This is a genomic window from Chitinophaga rupis (genome assembly GCF_900109685.1).
GTDB classification, from domain to species: Bacteria; Bacteroidota; Bacteroidia; order Chitinophagales; family Chitinophagaceae; genus Chitinophaga; species Chitinophaga rupis.
Map to the genome: position 1 here is coordinate 512,781 of NZ_FOBB01000004.1, position 23,073 is coordinate 535,853.

The 23,073-nt window shown below is 48.2% G+C and carries 17 protein-coding genes and 1 riboswitch; of the genes, 9 read left to right on the top strand and 8 right to left on the bottom strand.

The features are described 5' to 3' along the window. Positions 1-30 precede the first annotated feature (30 nt). From BMZ54_RS18925 to BMZ54_RS18935, 3 genes are all read right to left on the bottom strand, one after another. The gene (locus BMZ54_RS18925; protein WP_089915399.1) at positions 31-597 is read right to left on the bottom strand and encodes an STM3941 family protein; all 567 of its coding nucleotides are present in this window, start codon (positions 595-597) and stop codon (positions 31-33) included. A gap of 130 nt (positions 598-727) precedes the next feature. Next, on the bottom strand, positions 728-1,141 hold the full coding sequence (locus tag BMZ54_RS18930; RefSeq protein WP_089915402.1) for a nuclear transport factor 2 family protein: 414 nt from the start codon (positions 1,139-1,141) through the stop codon (positions 728-730). A gap of 51 nt (positions 1,142-1,192) precedes the next feature. Further along, positions 1,193-1,684, bottom strand: coding sequence for a DUF421 domain-containing protein (locus tag BMZ54_RS18935; protein ID WP_089915405.1), 492 nt, complete (start codon positions 1,682-1,684; stop codon positions 1,193-1,195). A gap of 111 nt (positions 1,685-1,795) precedes the next feature. On the opposite strand from BMZ54_RS18935, the gene BMZ54_RS18940 reads away from it, so the two are divergent. The 9 genes from BMZ54_RS18940 to BMZ54_RS18980 all read left to right on the top strand — a co-directional run bounded on the left by BMZ54_RS18940 (position 1,796) and on the right by BMZ54_RS18980 (position 16,074). Continuing rightward, positions 1,796-2,722: a cation diffusion facilitator family transporter gene (locus BMZ54_RS18940; RefSeq protein WP_238386620.1), complete on the top strand. Its 927-nt coding sequence runs from the start codon at positions 1,796-1,798 to the stop codon at positions 2,720-2,722. A 65-nt stretch (positions 2,723-2,787) separates the two neighbouring features. After that, on the top strand, positions 2,788-7,041 hold the full coding sequence (locus tag BMZ54_RS18945; RefSeq protein ID WP_089915410.1) for an AAA domain-containing protein: 4,254 nt from the start codon (positions 2,788-2,790) through the stop codon (positions 7,039-7,041). 67 nt (positions 7,042-7,108) lie between these two features. Then, complete coding sequence (locus tag BMZ54_RS18950) at positions 7,109-8,446, top strand: DNA recombination protein RmuC (protein WP_089915413.1); 1,338 nt, start codon at positions 7,109-7,111, stop codon at positions 8,444-8,446. A 59-nt stretch (positions 8,447-8,505) separates the two neighbouring features. After that, on the top strand, positions 8,506-9,528 hold the full coding sequence (locus BMZ54_RS18955) for a hypothetical protein (RefSeq protein WP_202909289.1): 1,023 nt from the start codon (positions 8,506-8,508) through the stop codon (positions 9,526-9,528). A 203-nt stretch (positions 9,529-9,731) separates the two neighbouring features. Further along, positions 9,732-10,313, top strand: coding sequence for a YdeI/OmpD-associated family protein (locus tag BMZ54_RS18960; RefSeq protein WP_089915809.1), 582 nt, complete (start codon positions 9,732-9,734; stop codon positions 10,311-10,313). 94 nt (positions 10,314-10,407) lie between these two features. After that, a riboswitch (cobalamin riboswitch) is annotated at positions 10,408-10,616 on the top strand. A 188-nt stretch (positions 10,617-10,804) separates the two neighbouring features. Beyond that, positions 10,805-11,932, top strand: a complete 1,128-nt coding sequence (locus tag BMZ54_RS18965; protein ID WP_089915416.1) for a DUF5074 domain-containing protein — start codon at positions 10,805-10,807, stop codon at positions 11,930-11,932. 2 nt (positions 11,933-11,934) lie between these two features. Next, on the top strand, positions 11,935-13,947 hold the full coding sequence (locus BMZ54_RS18970; RefSeq protein WP_089915422.1) for a TonB-dependent receptor plug domain-containing protein: 2,013 nt from the start codon (positions 11,935-11,937) through the stop codon (positions 13,945-13,947). Between the two features lie 9 nt (positions 13,948-13,956). Then, positions 13,957-15,081, top strand: coding sequence for a YncE family protein (locus tag BMZ54_RS18975; RefSeq protein WP_089915426.1), 1,125 nt, complete (start codon positions 13,957-13,959; stop codon positions 15,079-15,081). A gap of 12 nt (positions 15,082-15,093) precedes the next feature. Beyond that, positions 15,094-16,074, top strand: a complete 981-nt coding sequence (locus tag BMZ54_RS18980) for a hypothetical protein (RefSeq protein ID WP_089915429.1) — start codon at positions 15,094-15,096, stop codon at positions 16,072-16,074. 83 nt (positions 16,075-16,157) lie between these two features. Here BMZ54_RS18980 and BMZ54_RS18985 read toward each other — a convergent pair whose 3' ends face one another. The 5 genes from BMZ54_RS18985 to BMZ54_RS19005 form a co-directional block, all read right to left on the bottom strand. Next, a complete protein-coding gene (locus BMZ54_RS18985; protein ID WP_089915432.1) occupies positions 16,158-19,046 on the bottom strand; it encodes a DUF6493 family protein in 2,889 nt (962 codons plus the stop codon). A gap of 8 nt (positions 19,047-19,054) precedes the next feature. Beyond that, a complete protein-coding gene (locus tag BMZ54_RS18990; RefSeq protein WP_089915435.1) occupies positions 19,055-20,398 on the bottom strand; it encodes an SWIM zinc finger family protein in 1,344 nt (447 codons plus the stop codon). Between the two features lie 60 nt (positions 20,399-20,458). Beyond that, entirely contained in the window at positions 20,459-21,382 is a 924-nt protein-coding gene (locus BMZ54_RS18995; RefSeq protein ID WP_202909291.1) for a YheT family hydrolase, read from the bottom strand. A 74-nt stretch (positions 21,383-21,456) separates the two neighbouring features. Beyond that, the gene (trxA, locus tag BMZ54_RS19000; protein ID WP_089915441.1) at positions 21,457-21,774 is read right to left on the bottom strand and encodes a thioredoxin; all 318 of its coding nucleotides are present in this window, start codon (positions 21,772-21,774) and stop codon (positions 21,457-21,459) included. A gap of 64 nt (positions 21,775-21,838) precedes the next feature. Beyond that, complete coding sequence (locus tag BMZ54_RS19005) at positions 21,839-22,945, bottom strand: DUF2911 domain-containing protein (protein WP_089915444.1); 1,107 nt, start codon at positions 22,943-22,945, stop codon at positions 21,839-21,841. Positions 22,946-23,073 lie beyond the last annotated feature (128 nt).

Below are 23,073 nucleotides of genomic sequence, written 5' to 3' on the forward strand. Positions count from 1 at the left end.
CGGATATATATGCCAGTTGAAATAATGATCTTATACTACAGCCATTCTATGCGCTACCAGCCCGGCGTCCAGCATCTCCAGCAATTCGCTCAGATTGCATTTAAGCCCGCCTGCGGAAATAGCAATGGGTGATCCAAAATGCTTAAAATTATAGATCATGCCTTTTTTCTTAATTGCATTATGCTGTTCGTTGATGTAATGCTCCGGGTTATTAACCACTATGACCAGGAATTGCTGGTTCATGACCTGTGTGGTTACCACCCGCGTAATGTTCATCCATGGAATACGGCCCACAGCAGCGGCGCTTGAGTTATCAAAAAGGCCCTCATCATCAATGATCAATCCGGGTTTTTTGTCGGCCAGCTTCCGGGAGAAATAAATAATCCCGTACCCAAAAAAAAGGATGCCTGCAACCGCTGCTCCGTATTTCAGCAAGGGATTATCAAATACCGGATTGTTTACTGTTGGCTGGTATACAAGGAGCCAGCAGCTGGACAGCACAAATAATAAAGCGCCAATAAGGCCTTTTGTTAATTTGCTTTTACTTAAAGGAATGCTGATGCTTTGCTTGTTGGGCATAGGTAAAGGTTTGGTCATAGGTTGATGCTATTTATTAAGGGCGCCAAAGATACTTAACTTGCGCACACATTAAAACAAACAACAACCCATACCAATATCAGATGCAGCACATTACAAACTGGCATTCATGGGGTTAACGGTTGTGCGATTATAAAAATTTCCGATCCTTGCTGTCAATAATCAGATCATTGATAGAGGCATAACGTTTCTGCATGAAGCCATTGGCGTCAAACTCCCATTGCTCATTGCCATAAGAGCGGAACCACTGGCCGGCTGCATCATGCCATTCATATTCAAACCGTACGCTGATGCGGTTGTCTGTAAAGCTCCACAGCTCTTTTTTCAGTTTGTAGTCCAGCTCTTTCTCCCATTTTTTTGTAAGGAATGCCTGCACTTCTGCGCGGCCGTTAATGAACTGATCGCGGTTACGCCATTCGGTATCTATAGTGTATGCTAAAGAAACACGCTGCGGATCGCGGGTATTCCAGGCATCTTCTGCCATTTGTACTTTTTGCAGGGCGGTTTCACGTGTGAAGGGAGGTAGCGGATGTTTTTGTTCCATATTACAAGCAGCTTATAATGACCTGCCGGGGCAAAGGTAAAATGAATTACGTTAAGTACGCTTGGTTATAAAACTAATGCGGCCATTGGTTTCCATATAGGCTTTTTCTATTACTGCTAGTGATTCCTGTTTAGTTTCCAGGCGCAGGCTTTGCATCAGGTCTTCCTCACTTAAAGCAGCAAACCTCATATTTTCCCATACAATATTGCCTGATTCATATAATACCAGCGCTTTGCCCTTGAGCAAATTATTCATACGGCTGCTTTTGCCCGATAACCAGGATAATAAACGGTGTACTGCTATCATAACGGAAGAAGCGGCTACGGTATCCCAGTAAGGGGAAGCGCCTACCACTCCCCTGGCCAGCACGGCGCCCAGCATAATAATGATAATGGTATCAAAGGCCGATTTTTTTCCAAAGATGCGCATGCCGCCGATCCGCACCAGGGTAAGCGCAATAAAGAACATTACAAATGCGCGCACAGACATTTGCAAAATGGTGATGTTTTCCCCTTCCCCCCAGAAAGTACCCAGTATATCCATAACGTTTGTTTAAAAGGCCTACCTCAAAAATCAAACCGGTTGTGAAAATAATTACTCAATTACCGCCTGGGAGCTGCGTGATAGCGCTTTCATAAGGGCTGGCATGATTTTATGGCCTGTTATAGAATGGCCCGCAACCACACAACCATTTATGCAGCGCTGGTAGCCAACCTGCTGATCGCTGTTATTAAATTCATTTCAGGTTTTGCAACCCGCAGCTCCGCCATGCTATCAGAAGCCGTGCATTCCCTGGTGGACACTGCCAACCAGCTGTTATTGCTGCTGGGCATCCGCAACAGCAAACGGAAGCCGGATGCCAACCGCCCGTTTGGTTATGGGAAAGAGCTGTACTTCTGGTCTTTCATTGTTTCTATCCTCATTTTTGGCGTGGGCGGCAGCGTCTCTATTTACCAGGGTATTGTGCATTTGCGGAATCCGCCGCCGCTGGAAGATCCCACCTGGAATTACGTGGTGCTGGCGCTTTCTTTTTTGTTTGATGGCAGCTCTTTAGTAATAGCAGCCAGGGAGTTTAATAAGGTACGGGGCGATAGCTCCTGGTGGATGGCTATACGCCGCAGTAAAGACCCGGCCAGCTTTGTAGTGTTGTTTGAAGATAGCGCTGCGGTAATTGGCTTGCTGGTAGTAGCGGTGTTTGTGTACCTGGGCCACCTGTTCAATAATCCGTATTTTGATGGTATTGCTTCCCTGATCGTAGGCGCACTGTTAACCCTTGTATCTGTGCTGCTGGCGCGGGAAAGCCGCAGCCTGCTGATGGGTGAAGGTATCAGCAATGATACGCAAAAGCAGATCATTCAGCTGGTGAACAAAGACCCGGCGGTGCAGGGTGTACAACATATTTTCTCCACCTACCAGTCGCCGGAAGAAGTGATGCTGATGATAATGGTGTCCTTTAAACCGGACCTGGACACGGAGGATATTTATGACGCCATTGAGCGCATCCGCGCAGCGGTTAAACAGGCTTACCCATTGGTGCATTACATTATTATTCAGCCGGAAGAAGCTGCCGTGAAAAAATAAATTGTATAATAGCGTGCAATGCGCTATTTTTTCCCCGTAAATGTGCAAAACGCCGGCCACCTGCTATGTCTGATCTGTTCAAAAAAAATACACCATCCTCCCTTGCCGGACCTCATGCGCTTATACTTTCCAGATTGCGGAACCGCCTGTTTGATACCAGCCGGCGTAACCGTTTGCTGTATTACAAAAGCGGCAGCCGTTTTGTAAATCTTACCACAGGCAGTGTGCCCCTGGCATTAAAGCCGGAATATATTTCCGCTGCTGCCCTGCTTAGCTGGAACAACATCAGCAAAGCTGTAAAAGGTGAAAAAGACCTGCTGCTGAATGAGCTGCTGCATTTCCGGGAGCATCCTTACCTGCAGCCGCAGCTGAATGGCATCCGCCAGCAGTCGGAAAGCGATGAACGGGAATATGGCTTTAGCCAGCTAAAGCTGGTGGTGGCTTTTTTACACTGGCATAATTTAACCATCGATAACAGTACCCGCATTCAAAGCCCCTTATTGCTGCTGCCGGTAAAACTTAAACGCAGCAAAGGCGTGCCGGACGACCGGTTCACCTTAGAGCTGCAGGATAATATGGCCACTGTAAACCCGGTGCTGGCGCAGTACCTGCAGGAGCTGTATGGCATTACCTTACCGGAAACGGTGGCATTTGAAAAAGATACCATGCAGGCGTTTTACGAAACAGTAAAAGCGCTGATCGAAAATGCAGGACAGCAGGTACAATTACATTTCAGCGAACAGCCGGAAGTAACTTCACAATATTATACCGCACAACAAACCCTTATCACCTACCTGAAACGCTTAGGTAAAACACCTGATATAACGGAGATACCCGCACCAGTTGTAATACAGGACCCACAGCACTGGGAGCTGGATGTATGTAACCTGGTGCTGGGAAATTTCAACTATAAAAAAATGAGCCTGGTAAGTGATTATAACCAGGCATTAGAACAAGCCAGCGCGCACCCGGTATTTGCAGAGCTGTTCAGCGAACAGCCCAAAGCACCAGTACTGGCGCCTGCCAGCCATTCCCCGGCCGACTGGTACCATGTGATCAGCGCCGATCCTACACAAACCAATGCCATCCTGCAGGGCAGAACAGGGCGGAGCTATATTATACAGGGGCCACCCGGTACCGGTAAAAGCCAAACCATCACCAACCTGATAGCAGATTATTTAGCGCAGGGCAAAACCGTGTTGTTTGTTTGTGAAAAAAGGGCTGCGCTGGATGTAGTGTATCACCGCCTGCAGCAGAACAAGCTGGCAGAGCTGTGCTGTTATATTCACGATAGCCAGGCTGATAAGAAAACATTTATCCAGGAGCTGAAAACCGTGTATGACGATTTTCTGCGCTCCAAGATGGACCTTACCCACCTGACCTTACGGCGGCAAATAGCCGTTGAACATTTGCAACGGCAGCTGCAGGTATTACAAGCCTATCATGCCCGGCAAAATAACCAGTATGAAAATACCGGGCTGCCTACCCGGGAGCTGATAGCACGGCTGGTAGCGCTACAGCCGCATATGCCCATGCTGGATGCGCAACAGCAGGCCGGTATGCCCGGTTACAGCCAGTGGCTGGAATTTGGCGATACCCTTCAAGACCTGGGCCGCGTGCTGGAACAGCAGGGCGCTGATGCTGCATTTGCAAAACACCCCTTTCGTAATTTAGGTAATGCGGTGATCCTCTCTGACCAGGCTTTTACCCTGGTGAATAACATGGCCTCACACGCGCAGGGCGCTATTGATCATATTGTACGCATCATTACCACCAACCACCTGCCTTATGAGTATACGGAAAAACTGGTAAGCATTATTACGCTGGTGAAAACAGCCGCTGTACTGGCGCCGCTGGCTGAGAGCAGTAATTTACAGCTGGTAGATCCTTCGCATAAAGAAGCCAAACGTTTTGAAAAAGCTTACCGGCAATACCGGAAATTACAAAAGGCTTATAAACAAACGGTAAAGGCTAATAGTAAATGGCGGCAGAAATTCAGCGCACAGGAAACCAAACATGGCTTAGCCATTGCGCATAAATATGAGCGGTCTTTTTTCCGCTTCTTCAGCCCTTCCTGGAAACGCTTAAAAAAAGAGCTGTTACGCGCGTATGATTTCTCCGGCCACCAGCTGCCACCTGCCTACAGCGACGTGCTGCAGCAGCTGCAGGAGGAATATGCCGCACTTGAAAAAGCGCAGAAACACCTGCAGGCCACGCAGCAAAAATACCGGGTAGATAACCTTCAAACCATTCACATAGGTATTGAAACACTGCGGCGTAAGCTGGGCAACGCGCATGTTGATTACCTGCTGCAACACCCGGCGGCCAATGAGCTGGTGCTGCAGCTGAATGCATTGAACAATACCCTGCACCAGCTGGAGCTGCAGCTGCAGCAATCGTTGTACCGGTATGAACAGAAATCACTGTTACAGGTAAACGAAGAGCTGACCGCCATCAGCAAAAATGCAGGAGCCGTACAAAAACTGCTGCCCGCATTGCAGGCCTTTGCCGCATTGCCATTGCCTTTGCAGGAAGTGATCCGCCATATTCCCTTAACGCCGCAGCAGGCGGAGGCAGCCATGGCGCATACTTCCCTGCAGCTGATCCTGGACCATCACCCTGCTTTTGCGGCCACCACCCATGCAACCCTGCAACAAGTGGTAAAAGAAATAGCGCAAACCTACCAGCACTTACTGGTGCTGAACAGTGATTATATACGCGCTACCAGGCGGCAGCAGTTCCTGCAGCATTATGCCATTAGCCATACGGCCGCCAGCCATCTGAAACCGGAACAAAGAATATTAAAGAAAGCCTATGCTGAAGGCCGGCGCATCCTGGAACATGAAATGAGCAAAACCATGCGCTTCCGCAGCATACGGGAAATGGCATCCTATGAAAGCGGTTTGGTGTTAAAGGATATTAAACCGGTATGGCTCATGAGCCCATTAAGCGTGAGTGACAGCCTGCCCATGGATGCCGGTTTATTTGACGTGGTTATTTTTGATGAAGCCAGCCAGATACCGGTGGAAGAAGGAATACCCGCACTTTTCCGCGCGCCGCAAACCATTATTGTGGGCGATGATAAACAGATGCCGCCGGGCCAGTTCTTCCAGCACCGCAGTGCAGACGCAGAAGATACAGATCTGCCGGAAGCGGAAGCAAGCTACCCTACAGATGCAGAAAGCCTGCTGGTGCAGGGCGCAGGCAAATTACCGGGCACTATGCTCAGCTGGCATTACCGCAGCCGGTATGAATCGCTGATCAGCTTTTCCAACCACGCATTTTATGGCGCGGAGCTGCTCACCATCCCGGATCATAGCACCCCTGCACAGCAAACACCTTTGCAGCAGGTGCTGCAACCGGAAGAGGGAACTGCCAACGCAGCACAGCTGCTGCAAAACAGCATCAGCTACCATTACCTACCGGAAGGCATCTACGAAAACCGCCGCAATACAGCTGAAGCGGGGTATATTGCTTATATTGTAAAACAGCTGCTGCTGGATAATGTGCAGGACAGCATTGGCATTGTAGCATTCAGCCAGGAACAGCAGGGCGCTATTACAGATGCGCTTAGCGCGCTGGCTGCTACGGACCGGGAATTTGAAGCGCTGCTGGAAAATGCATATAACCGGGAAGAAGGCGGACAGTTCACCGGCCTGTTTGTAAAAAACCTGGAGAATGTTCAGGGCGATGAAAGGGACATCATCATTATAAGCGTTTGTTACGGGCCTGACCGGCAACGGGATATGCGCATGAACTTTGGCCCTGTGAACCGCCGTGGGGGCGAGAAAAGACTGAACGTAATATTCAGCCGGGCCAGGAAACATATGGCGGTGGTGAGCAGCATACAACACCACCACATTACCAATGAGCATAATGACGGCGCACGTTACTTTAAACGCTTTTTACAATATGCGGAAATGGTAAGCACCGGCAATATGCAGCAGGCACGGGAAATACTGGATAGCCTGGTGCTGCCGGGCACCCGGTCTTCTATCACTGCTGACCAGAACAATATTGTAAGTGAGCAGATCAGAACAGCGCTGGAAACAGCCGGTTATACGGTAGATGTAAATGTTGGGCAAAGCAGCTTTAAATGTTCCATAGCTGTAAAACGGCAGGCTAGCGATACAAACTATAGCTTAGGCATTTTACTGGATGATGCCACTCATTATCATAACAACAATCTTATAGAACAATATTATCAACGCCCCGCTATTTTACAGGCCTTTGGCTGGAAAACGGTGAATGTGTATGCAAAAGACTGGCTGGAAGACCGGGAGAAAGTGATGGGGATGATCTTAGGAATGCTGAAATAAGAGAAGAATGTAAGATTATGAACAGGCGCCTTTTTAATTTTTACTTTTTCACTTTTAACTTTTCACGATGGAAATAATATATGTATTACTGGCAGTGATATTATTACTGCTGGTAGTAGTGCTGGTAATGATGAATAAAGCCGCCAATACCTCCCGCCAAAATACCTTACAATATAAAACAGATCAGCTGCTGGATAGCCTGCACCGGCTGGAAGCCGCTGTGAAGCAGGAAATGGTGACCAACCGCGCAGAAACCAATGAAGCGGCAAAGAACACGCGTACAGAAATGACAGCCTCCCTGCAGGTATTTGGCGGCCAGCTTTCCGGCGCTATGAAAAACACCAGCGACCTGCAAAAGAACCAGCTGGAAACTTTTTCTACTAATCTGAATATGCTAACCCGCAGCATGGAGGACAAGCTGCAGTATTTAACCAGCTCGCTGGACAAAAAGATCACGGACCTGCAATCCGGCAACGAGAAAAAGCTGGATGAGATGCGGGCCACCGTAGATGAAAAGCTGCAAAAGACACTGGAAACACGCTTAGGTGAATCGTTCCGTTTGGTAAGCGAGCGGCTGGAAGCCGTGCACAAAGGATTGGGCGATATGCAGCAGTTAGCCACCGGGGTAGGTGATCTGAAACGTGTGCTCACCAACGTAAAAACCAGGGGCATCTTAGGTGAATACCAGCTGGAAAATATGCTGGACCAGCTGCTAACACCGGAGCAATATACCAAAAATGTAAAGACCAAAGCCGGCTCCAATGCGCTGGTGGAATTTGCGGTAAAGCTGCCGGGCAAAGACAAGGAACAGGTATTATGGCTGCCCATTGACTCCAAGTTCCCAAAAGAAGATTTTGAGCTGCTGATGGAAGCCTATGATAAGGCTATTCCGGAAGCGATTGAAGAATGCCGCAAGAACTTTATAAAAGGCATTAAAAAATGCGCGGTTGATATCTTTAGCAAATACATTGATCCGCCTAACACTACCGACTTTGCTATTTTATTCCTGCCCTTTGAAAGCCTGTATGCAGAAGTGATCCGTACACCGGGTTTGTTTGAGGCCATACAAAGAGAATCCCGCATTATTATAACAGGGCCCACTACCCTTTCCGCATTGCTGAATAGCCTGCAGATGGGCTTCCGCACCCTGGCCATTGAAAAACGTTCCAGCGAAGTATGGCAGCTGCTGGGCGCCGTGAAAACGGAGTTCGGCAACTTTGGAACTATTTTGGATAAAACACAGAAGAAATTACAGGAAGCCAGCAATGTAATTGATGAAGCAGGACGCAGGTCGCGCTCCATAGAACGCAAGCTGCGCAATGTGCAGGAGCTGCCTGCTGAACAGGTGAACTTATTATTAGGCGATACAGCTACCCCTACTGTTGCAAACGATGATGAAAAATAATACCTTGTTACAATTGTAAACCTGTTTTTTTTATTGTAAAACCCAAATCTTCCACCCGTATGAAAACACCTCTCCTGTATGCTATAGGCGTATGCCTGTTGGCAGGCGCCTGCGCCAAGAACAATGCAGCCAATGATACTGCCGGTAATGGATTAACTACCAAAAGCAAAGCCACTGCGCTGGCAGCGCCCTCTGACCCTACCCGCGCGGAGCTGCGGCATATTATTGAAAACGTAACAGGCGCTGATGCGCACATTTACAATGCAAAGGATAATGTAGGTCATACCATGGACTGCGCAAAAATTATTGCCAATCCCAGTGGCGGATTTATTGCTGTATACCACACCTATGTAAATGGCCAGGCAAAGGTGAACCTGGCTTCATCCACCGATGTATTACACTGGACCTGGATCCGCGAGCTGGCCGGCAGCAATACGGGCAGCGCATCGCAGCCCACCATTGCCGTTGCAGCCGACGGCGGTTTTGTAATGGCCTGGGAGCAGGAGCCTAATAACCATTTAAAGTTTGTGTATTTCCGTAACTGGACCGATCTGCAGAACGGCGCAGTAAATAAAAGCTTTAATGCGCCGCAAACACTTTCCTCCTGCGCAGAAGGTACGCCTAACCTGTATTATGCCAGCAGTACCCGGCTGGATGTAGGCCATCATTTTTATTCCAATTGTGATGTGGACCGGCAGGCCCGCGGCACCCTCACCAACTTTAATACCTGGACCACCAGCAAGCAGCCCAACTTTGACAATGCCTTATTGTACTGGGGGGTAAAAGGCAACATTGGTGACCGGGATGCCACTGTTTACAAAGGTTACAACTTTGGCGTAATTGAAGGCCAGGGCACTAAAGGTGATTTTGGTACCTGGCGTACATATTTATACGATTACCAGACCGGCAATGCAGACACGCTGCATATTGTAACGGATCATGGCAGCAAGGCATTTGCAAATCCTACCATTACCAATACGGTGATCAACGGGCAGCAGGCGATATTAGTAACCCTGTTTGTACCCAGCGAGAATAGTGGCAGCGGGGAGGCCGGAGAGCTGATCTACTATAAGAAGTATTAGGAGAATGTAAAATAAAATTTGCGTAGTTAAATAACTACATTTAAATTTGTAGTCAAATAACTACACAATAATTTAAAGAATTGTATAGTTTGGCGGTAAGGCATGCGGATTTTCCGCTGTCACGTACGTCCAGTCTGTAGCATCATGTATTTCAGGCCTGCAGACAAAAAGCTTATTTCAGTTAACTTTAATAAATGAACAACATGAATCCAAAGGTTGATTTCTACTTCGCTAAATCCGAAAAGTGGCCAAAAGAGCTGAAGCAGCTGAGAACTATCGCGCTTGAGTGCGGGCTCACGGAAGAATTGAAGTGGGGCTGCCCTTGTTATACACATCAGAACAGTAACATTGTTTTAATACATGAGTTTAAAGAATACTGCGCGTACTTATTCTTCAAAGGTGTGCTGTTAAATGATACCAATGGCATTTTAATCCAGCAAACAGAGAATGTGCAGTCAGCGCGCCAGATCCGGTTCACCAACGTGAAGGAAATAGTGGAAATGAAGGACATCCTGAAAACCTATATTTATGAAGCCATTGCAGTAGAAGAAGCCGGCTTGAAAGTAACTTTAAAAAAGACGTCGGAATTTAATGTTCCTGAAGAATTTCAAAAGAAGCTGGATAAGATGCCGGCCCTGAAAAAAGCTTTTGAAGCATTAACCCCTGGCAGGCAGAGAGCCTACCTTTTTCATTTCTCTCAACCCAAACAATCCAAAACCCGGGAGGCAAGGGTTGAAAAATATCTGAAGCAAATACTCAGTGGAAAGGGATTAGATGATGAGTGATCGTTAGCTTTTAGCTGTTAGCCTTTAGCCTTTAGCGTTTAGCGTTTTTCTCCCGCTCATCCTTCCCTCTTTGGATTTTAATAATACTTCCCGTACGTTTGCATTCGCATTTGGTGCCTGGTGTAAAAACCGGGCTTAAAAGGGAATCCGGTGCAATACCGGAGCTATCCCCGTAGCTGTGATCCTGCTCCCAACTTGTTGGGACGTTTTTCCGGAGTAACTGCATGCCACTGTTCAATAAGAATGGGAAGGCTGCCGGAAAAGCAGGAGAGCCAGAAGACCTGCCAAGGTGCAATCAGTCATTCAGCGCTTTCGGGTGAAAGGCCAGGAATGTAAGCCTACCGGCATTATATTCTTTTTTACTGTATCGTTTTTACCCATGGCGTGTAGTGCTGGTGCAATAATTCCAGTACTTATTACAATTGTTTTTTTCCGGGCTGCTGGCCCGGTAGGCATTGTATGTCCCTGTATTTTTAAACCCATACGATCATATGAAAAAACAACTATTGCCCCTTTTGTTATTGGGAACCCTGACTGTTTTCTTTGCAGCCTGCCAGAAAGAAGATGCGCTGCAGCCGCTGCAAAAAGAAGCAGCGGAGCTTGGAAAAGTTAACGCCACAAACACCGCGTTATTAGCGAATTATGCCAATGGCTTTTTTATTGCCAATGAAGGCTGGTTTGGCCACGGTACCGGCGACCTGCATTTTTATTCCTACAGCGGCGATAGCCTGGACCTGAACGTGTACCATCAGCAAAACCCCACCGGCACGCTGGGTACTGCTACCAACACCCTGCAGTACGCTACCATTTTTAATGGCAAAATGTACATTGTAATTAAAGCAGGCGGCCCCATGGTAGTAACAGACGCCAACACCATGGTGGAAAGCGGCCGTGTGGCCACCCTGCCGCAGAATGATGGTCATGCGTTCATTGGTATTGATGCTACGCATGGTTTGCTGAGCGCTAAAGATGGCGTGTACCCGGTAACGTTACCCAGCCTGGCTATTGGCACTAAGATCAGCGCAGTAGCCGGTTATACCGGCGATATGCTAAAAGCCGGCAGCTATTTATTTGTACTATCGCAAACAGACGGTATTGTAGCTATCAACAGCAGCACCTATGCCTGGGCGAAGAATTTCGGCCCAGCCAACCTGGCTTTTGCATTAGGTAAAGACGGCGCTGTATATGCTACCAATGCGGATTCCCTGATCCGTATTGATCCTGCTACGCTGGGCCGTACCGCGCTGAAGCTGCCTTTCAGCGTACCCTCTCTCTGGGGTGCGTGGCGGCATGCAGCCATCACTTCCTCTACCCAGGAAAGCACAGTGTACATAGTGCGTAACAATGGTTTTGCCGGTGGTACACAGCTGTACCGTTATGTAATTGGTAACGCGGCTTCTTTAACTACGCCTTTTATTACCCTGCCCAGCGGCCAGTTCTTTTATGGCGCAGGCGCAGCGTATAATAAAGACAAAAATGAGCTGGTGCTGACCACCATTAACGGCGCCTTTACCGGCGATACCAATCGCATACTGATCTATGACGCTACCACGGCAGTATTGAAAAAGACATTAACCTATACAGGCTGGTATTTCCCTGCTATGCCTGTATTCCATTAATTATGCAGCAACCGGCTTTTATCCGTAAGTATGTTCACCTGTTAAGCAGTGCCAGCCTGTTATGGGCCGGCGCTGCTTATGCTCAGGTAAAAGACACTACCACTTTACAGGAAGTACGGGTAGATGCCAAACGCCTGCCCGCAGGCCTTAACCCCGTTACTGCCATGCAGGTATTATCCGGGCCAAAGCTGCAGCGGTTAAACAGCCTGTCTGTGGCCGATGCAGTACGGTATTTTTCCGGTGTGCAGCTAAAAGATTACGGCGGCATAGGCGGTTTAAAAACCATTAATGTACGCAGCATGGGTACCAACCACACGGCGGTGAGCTATGACGGGCTAGTGCTGGGCAATGCGCAGAACGGGCAGGTAGACCTGGGTAAATTTTCCTTAGACAATATTTCCGAAGTAGCCCTGTATAACGGGCAGCCCCCTACGCTATTACAGCCTGCCAGGGCTTTCTCCGCAGGTAATGTATTAGCCCTGCAATCCCGTACCCCACAATTTTCAAACAATGAACAATGGCATGGTAAAGTAAGCCTGAAAACCGGTTCATCCGGTTTAATTAACCCCTCGCTGTTATGGCAGCAAAAAATTACATCCCGCATATATAGTACAGTGAGCACAGAATGGATCAATGCCAATGGGCGGTATAAATTCCGTTACACCAATGGCAAGTATGATACTACAGCCCTGCGGCAGAATGGCAATGTGAATGCCTGGCGCGCAGAAGCCGCCTTAAATGGCCTGCTGGCCGATAGCAGCGCCTGGGCGGTGAAGTATTACCGCTACCAATCTACCCGCGGTTTGCCGGGCGCTATTGTGGCCAACCATTTTAATTACGGGCAGCACCTGGAAGACCGCGACCAGTTTGTGCAGGCAACCTTTCACAGCGATCCGCACAAACGGTACCGTTTGTTAGCCAATGCTAAATACTCCGACCTGTATAGCCGGTATATTGATCCCGAATATCCCAACGAACAACATTTGCTGGATAACTATTATCACCAGAAAGAAGTATATGTATCCCTGGCAAATGAATATACAATTACCCGCTGGTGGGAAAGCTCGCTGGCAGCGGACTTTATATCAAACACGATGGATGCAAACCTGTACCGCTTTCCCTACCCTACCCGCTATACCACGCTGGTAGCGCTGGCCAGCCGGCTGCATTTACCACAGCTGGAAATACAGGGCAATTTACTGGCCACCATTGTGAATGAAAAAGTACAAATCTATGAAAGCGCCGGCCCTAAAAGGGAATACACCCCTTCCCTCTCGCTGGCCTGGAAACCTTTTGCACAGCAGCATTTGTGGCTGCGTACTTTTTACAAAAACATTTTCCGCCTGCCTACTTTCAATGACCTGTACTATACTTTCATTGGCAACAATAACCTGAAACCCGAATACGTGCAGCAGTATGATGCCGGTTTTACCTGGCAGCAACCCATGCGCGGACGCTGGCTCTACATTTTCCTGCAGGCAGATGGTTATTACAATCATGTAAAGGATAAGATAGTGGCGGTGCCTTCTGATAACCTCTTTGGCTGGTCGATGATGAACCTGGGGCGGGTGGATATTAAAGGGATAGATGTAGTGCTCACCACTGCCCTGCAGCCTTTTAAAGAGCTGCTGGTAAATGCAGGTATCAATTACACCTATCAAAAGGCGCAGGATGTTACTTCCGGCAAAGGCGGGTTTAACTATGGGCAGCAGATCCCCTACACGCCCTGGCACAGCGGGTCTTTTACGTTGGGGGCCGACTGGCGCTCCCTGGCGCTGAACTACAGCTTTATTTATACCGGGGAACGTTACAGTCAGAAAAGGAACATACCCGTGAATTATGTGCAGCCCTGGTACACCAGTGACCTTTCTGCCTCCTGGACCCTGGCGCATCGCTCATTTACAAATAAGCTCACGTTTGAGGTGAATAATTTATTAAACCAGTATTACGATGTGGTATTGAACTTTCCCATGCCAGGCCGTAACTACCGGCTTACTTTAAGCATTAGCCGCTGATCATAAACTATGATGTCTGTGAATTATTTATACCGCTTTCTTTTATGCAGTCTTTTACTGCTCACGGCCTGCCGTAAAGATCTGGTGCTGCCGCAGGTTGACAGCGTGGATATAGCCGGCTACAGCCGCCCGCATGATGTTACGCCTACTGTGCAGGGCCTGTATGTGCTGAACGAGGGAAACATGAACATGAACAAGGCTTCGCTGGATTACCTGGATCTTACCACAGGCCGCTACAGCCGCCGCCTGTATGAAGCCTATAACCCTGAAGTAACCAAAGGCCTTGGGGATGTTGGCAACGACATACAGATCTACGGCAGCAAAATGTACATTGTAGTAAACAACTCCAACAAGGTAGAGGTAGTGGACGCCGCCACTGTAACCCGCATTAAACAGCTGAACATACGGCAATGCCGGTACGTAGTTTTTTATAAAGGCAATGCCTATATCACCTCTAACGACGGTTATGTATCGGTGATAGATACTGTTTCCCTCACAGAAACCGGGCGTATTAAAACCGGCCGTAACCCGGAGCAGATGGCCATTAGCGGCAACAAGCTATATGTAGCCAACTCGGGCGGCTATAGCCCGCCTAATTATGAGCGTACAGTATCCGTAATAAACCTGGACACGCAGCAGGAGCTAAAGCGTATTGATGTAGCCATTAACCTGGACCGCCTGGCGCTGGATCCTTACGGCGACCTGTATGTAAGCTCCCGGGGAGATTATTATACCATACCCTCCCGCCTATACGTAATTGATACGCATTCAGATACGGTAAAGAAACGGTTTGATATAGCCGCCAGCAACATCTTTATCCATAAAGACCTGGCCTACATTTACAGCGTGGCATGGAGCTACATCACCCATTCCAATACTATCAGCTATGCATTGATCAATGTAAAGGCTGATACGCTGCTTAGCACCCAATTTATTACCGACGGTACAGATAAACAGATCGTAATACCCTATGGTATACTGGTAGACCCGGATACCGAAGATGTGTATGTATCCGATGCGCTGGACTATGTATCGCCCGGCATCCTGTACTGTTTTGATAAAGCCGGCAAAAAGAAATGGTCTGTTGAAACAGGGGATATTCCCGGCCACTTTGTATTCCTTAAGAAAAATTAACACTTCGATATTATGCAATTCACAAGATTTACCCGGCTTACTTTTTTATCTGCTGTACTGCTGCTGGCGGCCTGCTCCAAGGATGCAGATGAAACACCCACACCGGAAGAACCGGACCATTTCCGGCCGGCTACTTCATCCAGCAGCGCATATATTAGCCAGGTGTTTGAATACCTGCCGGCGCCCGGCCAGTTTGTAAATGAAAATAATTTAGGCGATACTGCCGCCGCTAAAAAGATCATTGGCGGCAGCGATGCATTGCTGTCACTGGGCAGCTACGGCGGCTATGTGATCTTTGGATTTGATCATTCCATTGAGAATAAAGACGGCGATGATCTTGGCATCTTTGGCAATCCCTTAACCAATGCCGGCCAGGAATGGTCAGAGCCTGGCATTGTGCTGGTAATGCAGGATAAGAACGGTAACGGTAAGCCGGATGACGGCGAATGGTATGAGCTGGCCGGCAGCGAATATGCAAAAGCCACTACCATAAAAAAATACCGCATCACATATTACAATCCTAAAAAGGAAGAAGCTACAGATATATTGTGGAAAGATAACCAGGGCCACAGCGGTTATGTGCTGGCCAACTATTTTCACACACAGCCCTACTACCCTTCTTTTGCAAACCCTGATTCTATTTCTTTTGAAGGCACTTTGCTGCCCAGCACCATCGGCAAAAAGTATGATCCTGTTTACCAGACCGACCTGGTGACCAACCAACCTTTTGACTGGGGTTATTCCGATAACGGATCGGCGGATGTGCTGCAAACCATCAACGATGAAGGGCGTGGTTACAATAAGCTGGAGATCAGCAATGCCGTAGATGCTAATGGTAAAAGCGTGATCTTAAAATATATTGATTTTGTGAAAGTGTATACCGGCCAAAGCTGCAATGGTAATACTTCTACTGACCCGGATAACCCGGACCGTTTCCTGGGAGAGGTCTCTACGGAAATATCCGGCGCCATAGATATTCATATTAAGCCCTGACTATTTGCAATACACCACCTGGTTTTTGAACCAATCCTAGTAACACCTGAAACAGCGGCGGGGAGCAATCCCTGCCGCTTTATTTATACATATTTTGTAAGCAACTGTTTGGTAACCTTACTTAGTCCATCGTTTAATGACCAGGCCTGCAGCTGTTCCCTGATCCATGCTGTTGTTATAAGGGAATGGTTAATGGATAATACCTCCATATATATTTCCAGCAGCTTCTTAAGGTTTTTAATAGGTTCTTCGGGTAAATGGGCCAGTAAGGAACCGATCATCTTTTCAAGTTCCCGGTTATGCTGGTCTGACAGGCGTATGAGGTTATTCATTACCAGGTCTGTAAAGCGCTTTAACGGCGTGAACTCCACTACCTGGTGCTTACCTATCACTTCGCCCAGCTGGTGGCTATTGATCAAACCTCTGGTAACCCCATTGATCCATATTTCTGCTGCAATTTGCGCAATGGTCTTATCGCTGCTTACTAAACAGGTGGCTATAAATAAATGGCCCATGCTGCTCCATGGCCGCTGCAGGCCATGCAAAGTCTGTATGGTATTCAGCACCACTTTTTTAGCTGTTTCATCCCAGAACTTTTCATATTGCAGGCAGCGGCTCACCACATGCGCCAGCAATGGCTCCGGATTATTGGGTGTGAAGAATAACATGCGTTGCATATCATTCGGCGCTGTAAAGAGGGATCCGGTATCGCCCAGTATTATATATTCATACAACAAATGCGGCGTTGCTGCCTGCACATCCTGCTTATTGATGCCAATTACCTGCAGCTCTTTATGCAGGTATGCCTGTTTAACATTCTTCTTTTTTTCATAATCATATTCATCAGTAAAGCGTTCTTCTGCAATAGTTTGCCAGGCATATTGCCCTGTAAAGCGGCTGCGGGCCACTTTGTTGTATGGAAAATGCTCAAACTCCGGGTAAATAACCAAGGGTGTTTTTGCCAGTGCAGCTATCATCCACCAGGAAGCATGCTGGAACGGCGGCTGCGGGCGGGCATCTTTTTCCAGTATAAATTGCATAATGCGCAGGTACTCACCAGTGAGCTTTTCAGCGGCATAAGAGAGGCCCGGTGCAGGCGTATCCAGCACAAGCCGTGAAAGCGCCATCTGCAGATCCATTTCATCCGGCGCTGTATTTGCCTGCTGGTATTGGTATAAGCGCTCTGTTAATTCTACAGGCGATAACCAGCCAGGGGCATGTGTGGGAGTACATAATAAGGGCAGGGTATCACCGCTTGTTATTTTATCCAATGCGGTTATTAAAAAGAACAGGTACACGCCACACAGATCTCCTTTGTATCCGTTACTCCATTCCTTCAAAGTGCGCATCCTGCGCGTATACCATTTAGGGTACTGTTGATGGAACGCTTCATCCTGTTTAACATTACTTTCATGCATGCTGCGGATGGATGCTGTTTCTCCCGGGAACTGCTGCACCAGGTAACGGCCATAGTCTATCCAGAAAATTGCCAGCAGCACATCCAGCTCACCGGCGGATGCAGCGCCTTTCATTACCAGCTTATATGCCCGCTGAAAGGCCGGCTCCAGCTTTTTTACCTGCTCTCCCGTTATATCAGTGTGCAGCTTGATCAATGCGGCCGGTAATAAATAAATGTGATAAGGCTGGTTGTTATCAAAGGCCTGGCTGGCCAGGAAGATGAGCTCATCAAAGCCAGAGATGTCTTCAATCTTTACCTGCTCATCCAGCAGGTTATATGCTTCCGGCACTTCCAGTATATTTCCGGGTACAGGCGTTCCCGTTACAGGCTCCATAAAATCCGGCAACAGGCTACGCGCGCTTACCATCATGGTTTCCCGGTACTGCGCTATTTGCTCCCGCAGCGCGGGATCTGCAGCATTGCCATACTTCTTTAGCAGCTTGGCCGCACGGGATTGTACATCATCATCATTATTCATAAATACCTGGCAAAGGGCGGCACATACAGCCGGCGCCAGCTGCTTATCCTGTTTCAGCAGCTTTTCCAGCACGGCCAGGGTATTGGTTAATACGGCTTTGGTGGTAGATGAAAGCAAAATGCCTGTATGATCCAGGAAACTACCTGTATCCAGCTGCTTTTCATCTGCCAGCTTTTTCAGGCACTGCAGGGCTGTGTTCACCGGTTTGGTATGCGCTGCGCTTAACGCTACCAACAGCTCCGGCTGCAGGGTTTGCAATTCAGCTATAGCAGGCTCCATCTCTGTAAACAATTCAGCGAACCAGCCGGATAATGTTTTATTAAATCCCCGGTTGGAAGCCAGGAGCGCTTCTTTTAAGATACGCTGCCTGTCCAGCTTTCCTGCTGCTGAAAATTCCCTGAACACATCTATCCAGGTCTTTTGTGCAGCGTCTGTAGCCAGGTAACGGCCCGACCAGTTGACAGATGATTCAAACTGGAACAGGTACCAGATATGCTCCGTAAGAGTAATGTCATATATCAGCAGGTTGCTAACTGTAAACTGGTAGCTGCGGTTGGGCCCTTCATAATTATGTATAACCATTGGCAGCTGCCTGGCTATTAAAGCGGGTACGGGATCTATATGTCCCTGCTTCCACAACTTCACTAAGCTAAGATAGTTAAGGGGTATATGGTCTCCCTTAAGGTCATTTACATAAGCATTCAGCCAATCGGGGCAATACCAGTCTAACACCTGCTCCAATATTTCTTCATCCAGTATACCAAAGAAGATCTTTTCTATTTCCTGCCGCGTGCAGCATACAAACCCGGCAGCTCTTAATATTTCCCTTTGTACCGGTGTAGCCTTTTGCATGAAAATGCTGGATTGTGATCCGCTTTCCTTTACCTCCCGGTAATCCAGGTAATCCTTTGCGGTTGTTTTCAGGAAAGGTGTGAATGCTTTTTTCTGTGTTTGATCCAATCCTTTCAGGAAAGCCCATACTTCATCTTTCCTTTCTTTTTCCAGGATGGTTGTAAATTCCTGCTGCAGATCCATGTGATAGCTTAATTGGTTAACATCTTTTTTACTGCCAGTATATGTTTACAGGCGCCTCTTTCGCCCTGGTGGCGGCTAAACCAGGTACAGGTGCAGCGTTCCTGCTCAGCATCCAGTATCACGGTATGCTGTACCCCGCTGCCTGCTACCTGCGCCTCTACCCTGGTGGCCTGGCGGGATAGTATTTCAACTTTATTCTCTGCCAGCAGTTTTTCGGCATCCTTTAAACGCGGGTTCAGGCTTAAAATGCGGCTTAATTTAAACGGCAGGCGCCTGTAGAAAAAATGATTGGCGTCAATATCAAAACCTAACAATCCCATTGCAGCCAGCCTGGCAGTAATATGGTCCAGCTTTTCCAGCTGAATGCCTTCTTCTACTGCCAGTAACGCGGGATTAAAGACCTGGTTGGCATAGCTGTATTTATCCACGGCATCTATCCAGTTATCCGGCACTTCCTCTATTAATGATTCCAGCGCAGCACCTTCGCCTGAAAAGCCCCGCCAGCAATCGCGTGAAAGCGACATACTGAAACAGAGATTGCCAAAGTACAGCTGCCAGGTGGTAGACTGCATATCCGGATGTGGAAATACTTTCAGCTGGTCGGCCAGCGGCAGCAAAGGTTCCATTAACTTTAAGCGGTGCACGCCACCCACACAAATACCATTGGCTGCTTTTATTGGAGAAAATAATGGTTTACTGCCCCGCATCACCAGGTAAAAATCTGCTTTAGGCTTGCCGGTGGGAATGCTCTGAAACAGCTGTAAGGCCTGCATCCTGTTAAAGGTAAATCCCTGCTCTGCTGCGGCCATGTAAAGCTGTACCGTGGTTAACCCTTTGATCCATTTTACAGGCAGCGGTACTTTTCTTTCCACTACTTTACCACTACCTTCTTTTTGCAGCGCTACTTCCTTTTTACCAACGGAAAGCACTACACGCTCCTGCCGGCTAATGCTGCTCAATGCTGAGATCATAGGCTGGTTAAAATCCACATTGGTGGTACCGCTTTCCGGGAACTCACCATCATACCCGCCGGGCAGCACATCTACCCGTGCGTATACGCTGCAGCAATGGGAAAATCCTTCAAAGCGGATCTTTTCATTTCCTGCGGTAACAATGGGATCTTTTAATAAGGCCAGCTGAAAAGGCGACAAATTAAAGCTGGACTGCACCACGTTAGACAGTGTAACCAAACAACGGGCGGTAATATACGGATCTGTAAGCCTGCCCCAGAAAAAGCAGGGTGCATCTTTCTTTTGTACTTCACTGTATTTAGCCAGGAAAAGCTCATCCTGATCCCCCGTTTTATTTAATAATGATGGAGTGGTGTACTGATAGGTAATTGTTTCTGACATATAACAAACATATGGTAGGTAATAGGAACCGGGGAACAAAATAAGCAACCGCTGCCAGAATTAAAAATTCCTGCTGATAAACCCAAACGCCCGCCGCTCTGACCAGTAAAACGTGCCGCCAAATGTTACAAAACCTACATGTCCGCCATGGCTGGGCGTTTCCAGATAAAAGTGAGGATTCCGGGCAGCTGCTTCGTAAGGGAAGCTTCCTTTGCCTAAAAAGGGGTCGTCCAATGCATTAACGAGCAAGGTAGGGATGCGGATGTTTTCCAGGAAAGGTTTGGAGCTGCAGCGGTCCCAGTAAGTGAGCGCATCCGGGAAACCGTGAATGGGCGCGGTGTAGCGGTCATCGAACTCCCTGAAGCTTTTGATAGTGTGGTAATTGTCCAGGTTGATCATACCGGGAAAACGCTGTGCTTTTACCTGCAGCTTTAAACCCAGCTCGCGGATAAAGCGGCGCATGTAGATCGTGTTATGCTTTTTCTCTAATTCAACAGAACTATCCTGCAGGTCGCAGGGAACGGAAAAGGTTACGGCAGAACGGACGGAGGGATGAATATCAGCGCCCTGCTCACCTAAATATTTAAGGGTCACGTTGCCACCTAAAGAGAAACCTACCAGGTGAATACTCTCGTATTGATCTAATGTGATAAGGTGATCTATTACCTGCCCCAGGTCGCCCGTCTCACCACTATGATAAAAACGCAGCAGCTGGTTAGGTTCCCCGCTGCAGCCGCGGAAGTTCATGGATACCGTATCATAGCCGCCCTGGTTAAAGATGTGCACCATGCCTTTTACGTACTGGCGGGTAGTATTTCCTTCCAGCCCGTGTAAAATGAGCACGATCTTTTTACTGCCAATGCGGCTGAAATCCAGGTCCAGGAAATCCTGGTCAGCAGTGATAAATCGTACGCGTTCATAATGCACGCGCGGCAGCTTACGGAATAAAGCGGGATAGATCGTCTGTAAATGACGATGCCGCAAAAAGAATGGCGGTTTGTAACCAGATGACTGAATGACCGGCATATATGCGGCAAGATACTGCGGATGCGGGAACTTTAGCCCTTAAACTGATCGATCACCCCTTTCAGCTCCCGGGCATTCATTACACCGCTTTGCCGCCATTTTACCTCACCGCCACGGAACACCATGAGGGTAGGCACGCTTTGTACCTGGTAAGCTGCTGCCAGCTTGGGATTACGGTCTACATCCATTTTCAGGATCACCACATCATCTCCCGTCATGTTCTTCAGCTCTTTAAGAATGGGCGGCATCATTTTACATGGGCCGCACCATTCTGCGGAAAAATCTACCAGCACCGGTTTATTACCATTTATAAGCTCACCAAAAGTTGGTTGCGCATTTTTAGTTTCCATAGTCCCTTTTCCTGTTGTTCATCAAAAATAGGGCCGTAGGCCAGACTGGCAGATACTGCTGCCGTTAGTTCACATCCTTGCCTGCAGTGAGCTTATCAATAGCGGCTTGCACCGTGGTTTTATTGATCTGGTCGGGCGCAAGGGATAAGGCCTGGCGGGCATACTTCAATGCCGACTTATAATCCCCGGTGGCGGAGTATCCGCGGGTTAATCCCATAAGGGTAGTGAACTCGCTGGGATGTTTATCAAAATTCTGCTTAAACACTTCCAGCGCTTCTGCAGGCTTTTTCTGCTGTACCAGCATGCGGCCGTACTGGTGCATTTCGTTCATACCGGCCAGGGGCAGCGATTTTTTCATAACAGCGGTGGCTTCATCGTTACGTCCCAGCTTATTCAGCACCAGCGCTTTGGTGCTCCAGGCCGGGAAGCTGCGATCACCGCCAAAATTTACGCTGGTAGCGGAATCGGACCACAGCAGGGCTTCCTCTAAATTGGTATTATGCTGCACACACCACTGGGCGGCCTGGTTCCAGCCCTGCCAGTTAAACCCCTTGTCTGATCTTAATTCACGGCGGAAGGAGGCGATCTGATCTTTTACATAATCAGTTTCAACAGTGAAGGGGATACTGACCTTTTCCCATTCCAGGGCCACGGTAGCGGTGTTCTCTGTTTCGTTCATGAACTCGTATTTCAGCCATTCCACGCTGTTATCCAGCGCCACGGGTTTTACTTTTACCCGCAGGGCATCTTCCTGCTCATTGTAATAGAACTGGCCCCATGAACTGGAGTTCTTAGAAAAAATGAGGGTGCATTCATCAGGCCCATAGGCCACAAAAAATCCGTATTTGCCGGCGGGTAAAGGCTGGCCGGCTATCTTTACATCATTGGTAAACTCAAAAGTGGTGTTCTCATTGGCGCCGGCCCTCCAGGGGGCAGCTTTGCTGCTGCCAAAACCAGGGTCTGTAAAACCAACGGGCACCAGCTGCCCCCAGATCTTACCTTCCCTGCCTTTTACGCCGGGGCGGTCGTAGTGAATGGTTACATCCGTTAAACCAATACGTTCGCTAACAGATGCTTTTTTATTATTACCACTGGGCGCAGTGGTTAATTGCGCGGATGTTATGCGTGGTAAAAAGATGATGATGGCTGCCAGACAGATTAATGCTTTCATAATGGGATTATTTACCCGGAAAGCTACCGAACCTGGCAGAGGCTGCCAATTAAATTATGAAGGAGGCTGTAAATACAGGGATGGGAGGCTGCACTATTCATGTGCAGCACGCCATGCTCGTAACAGTG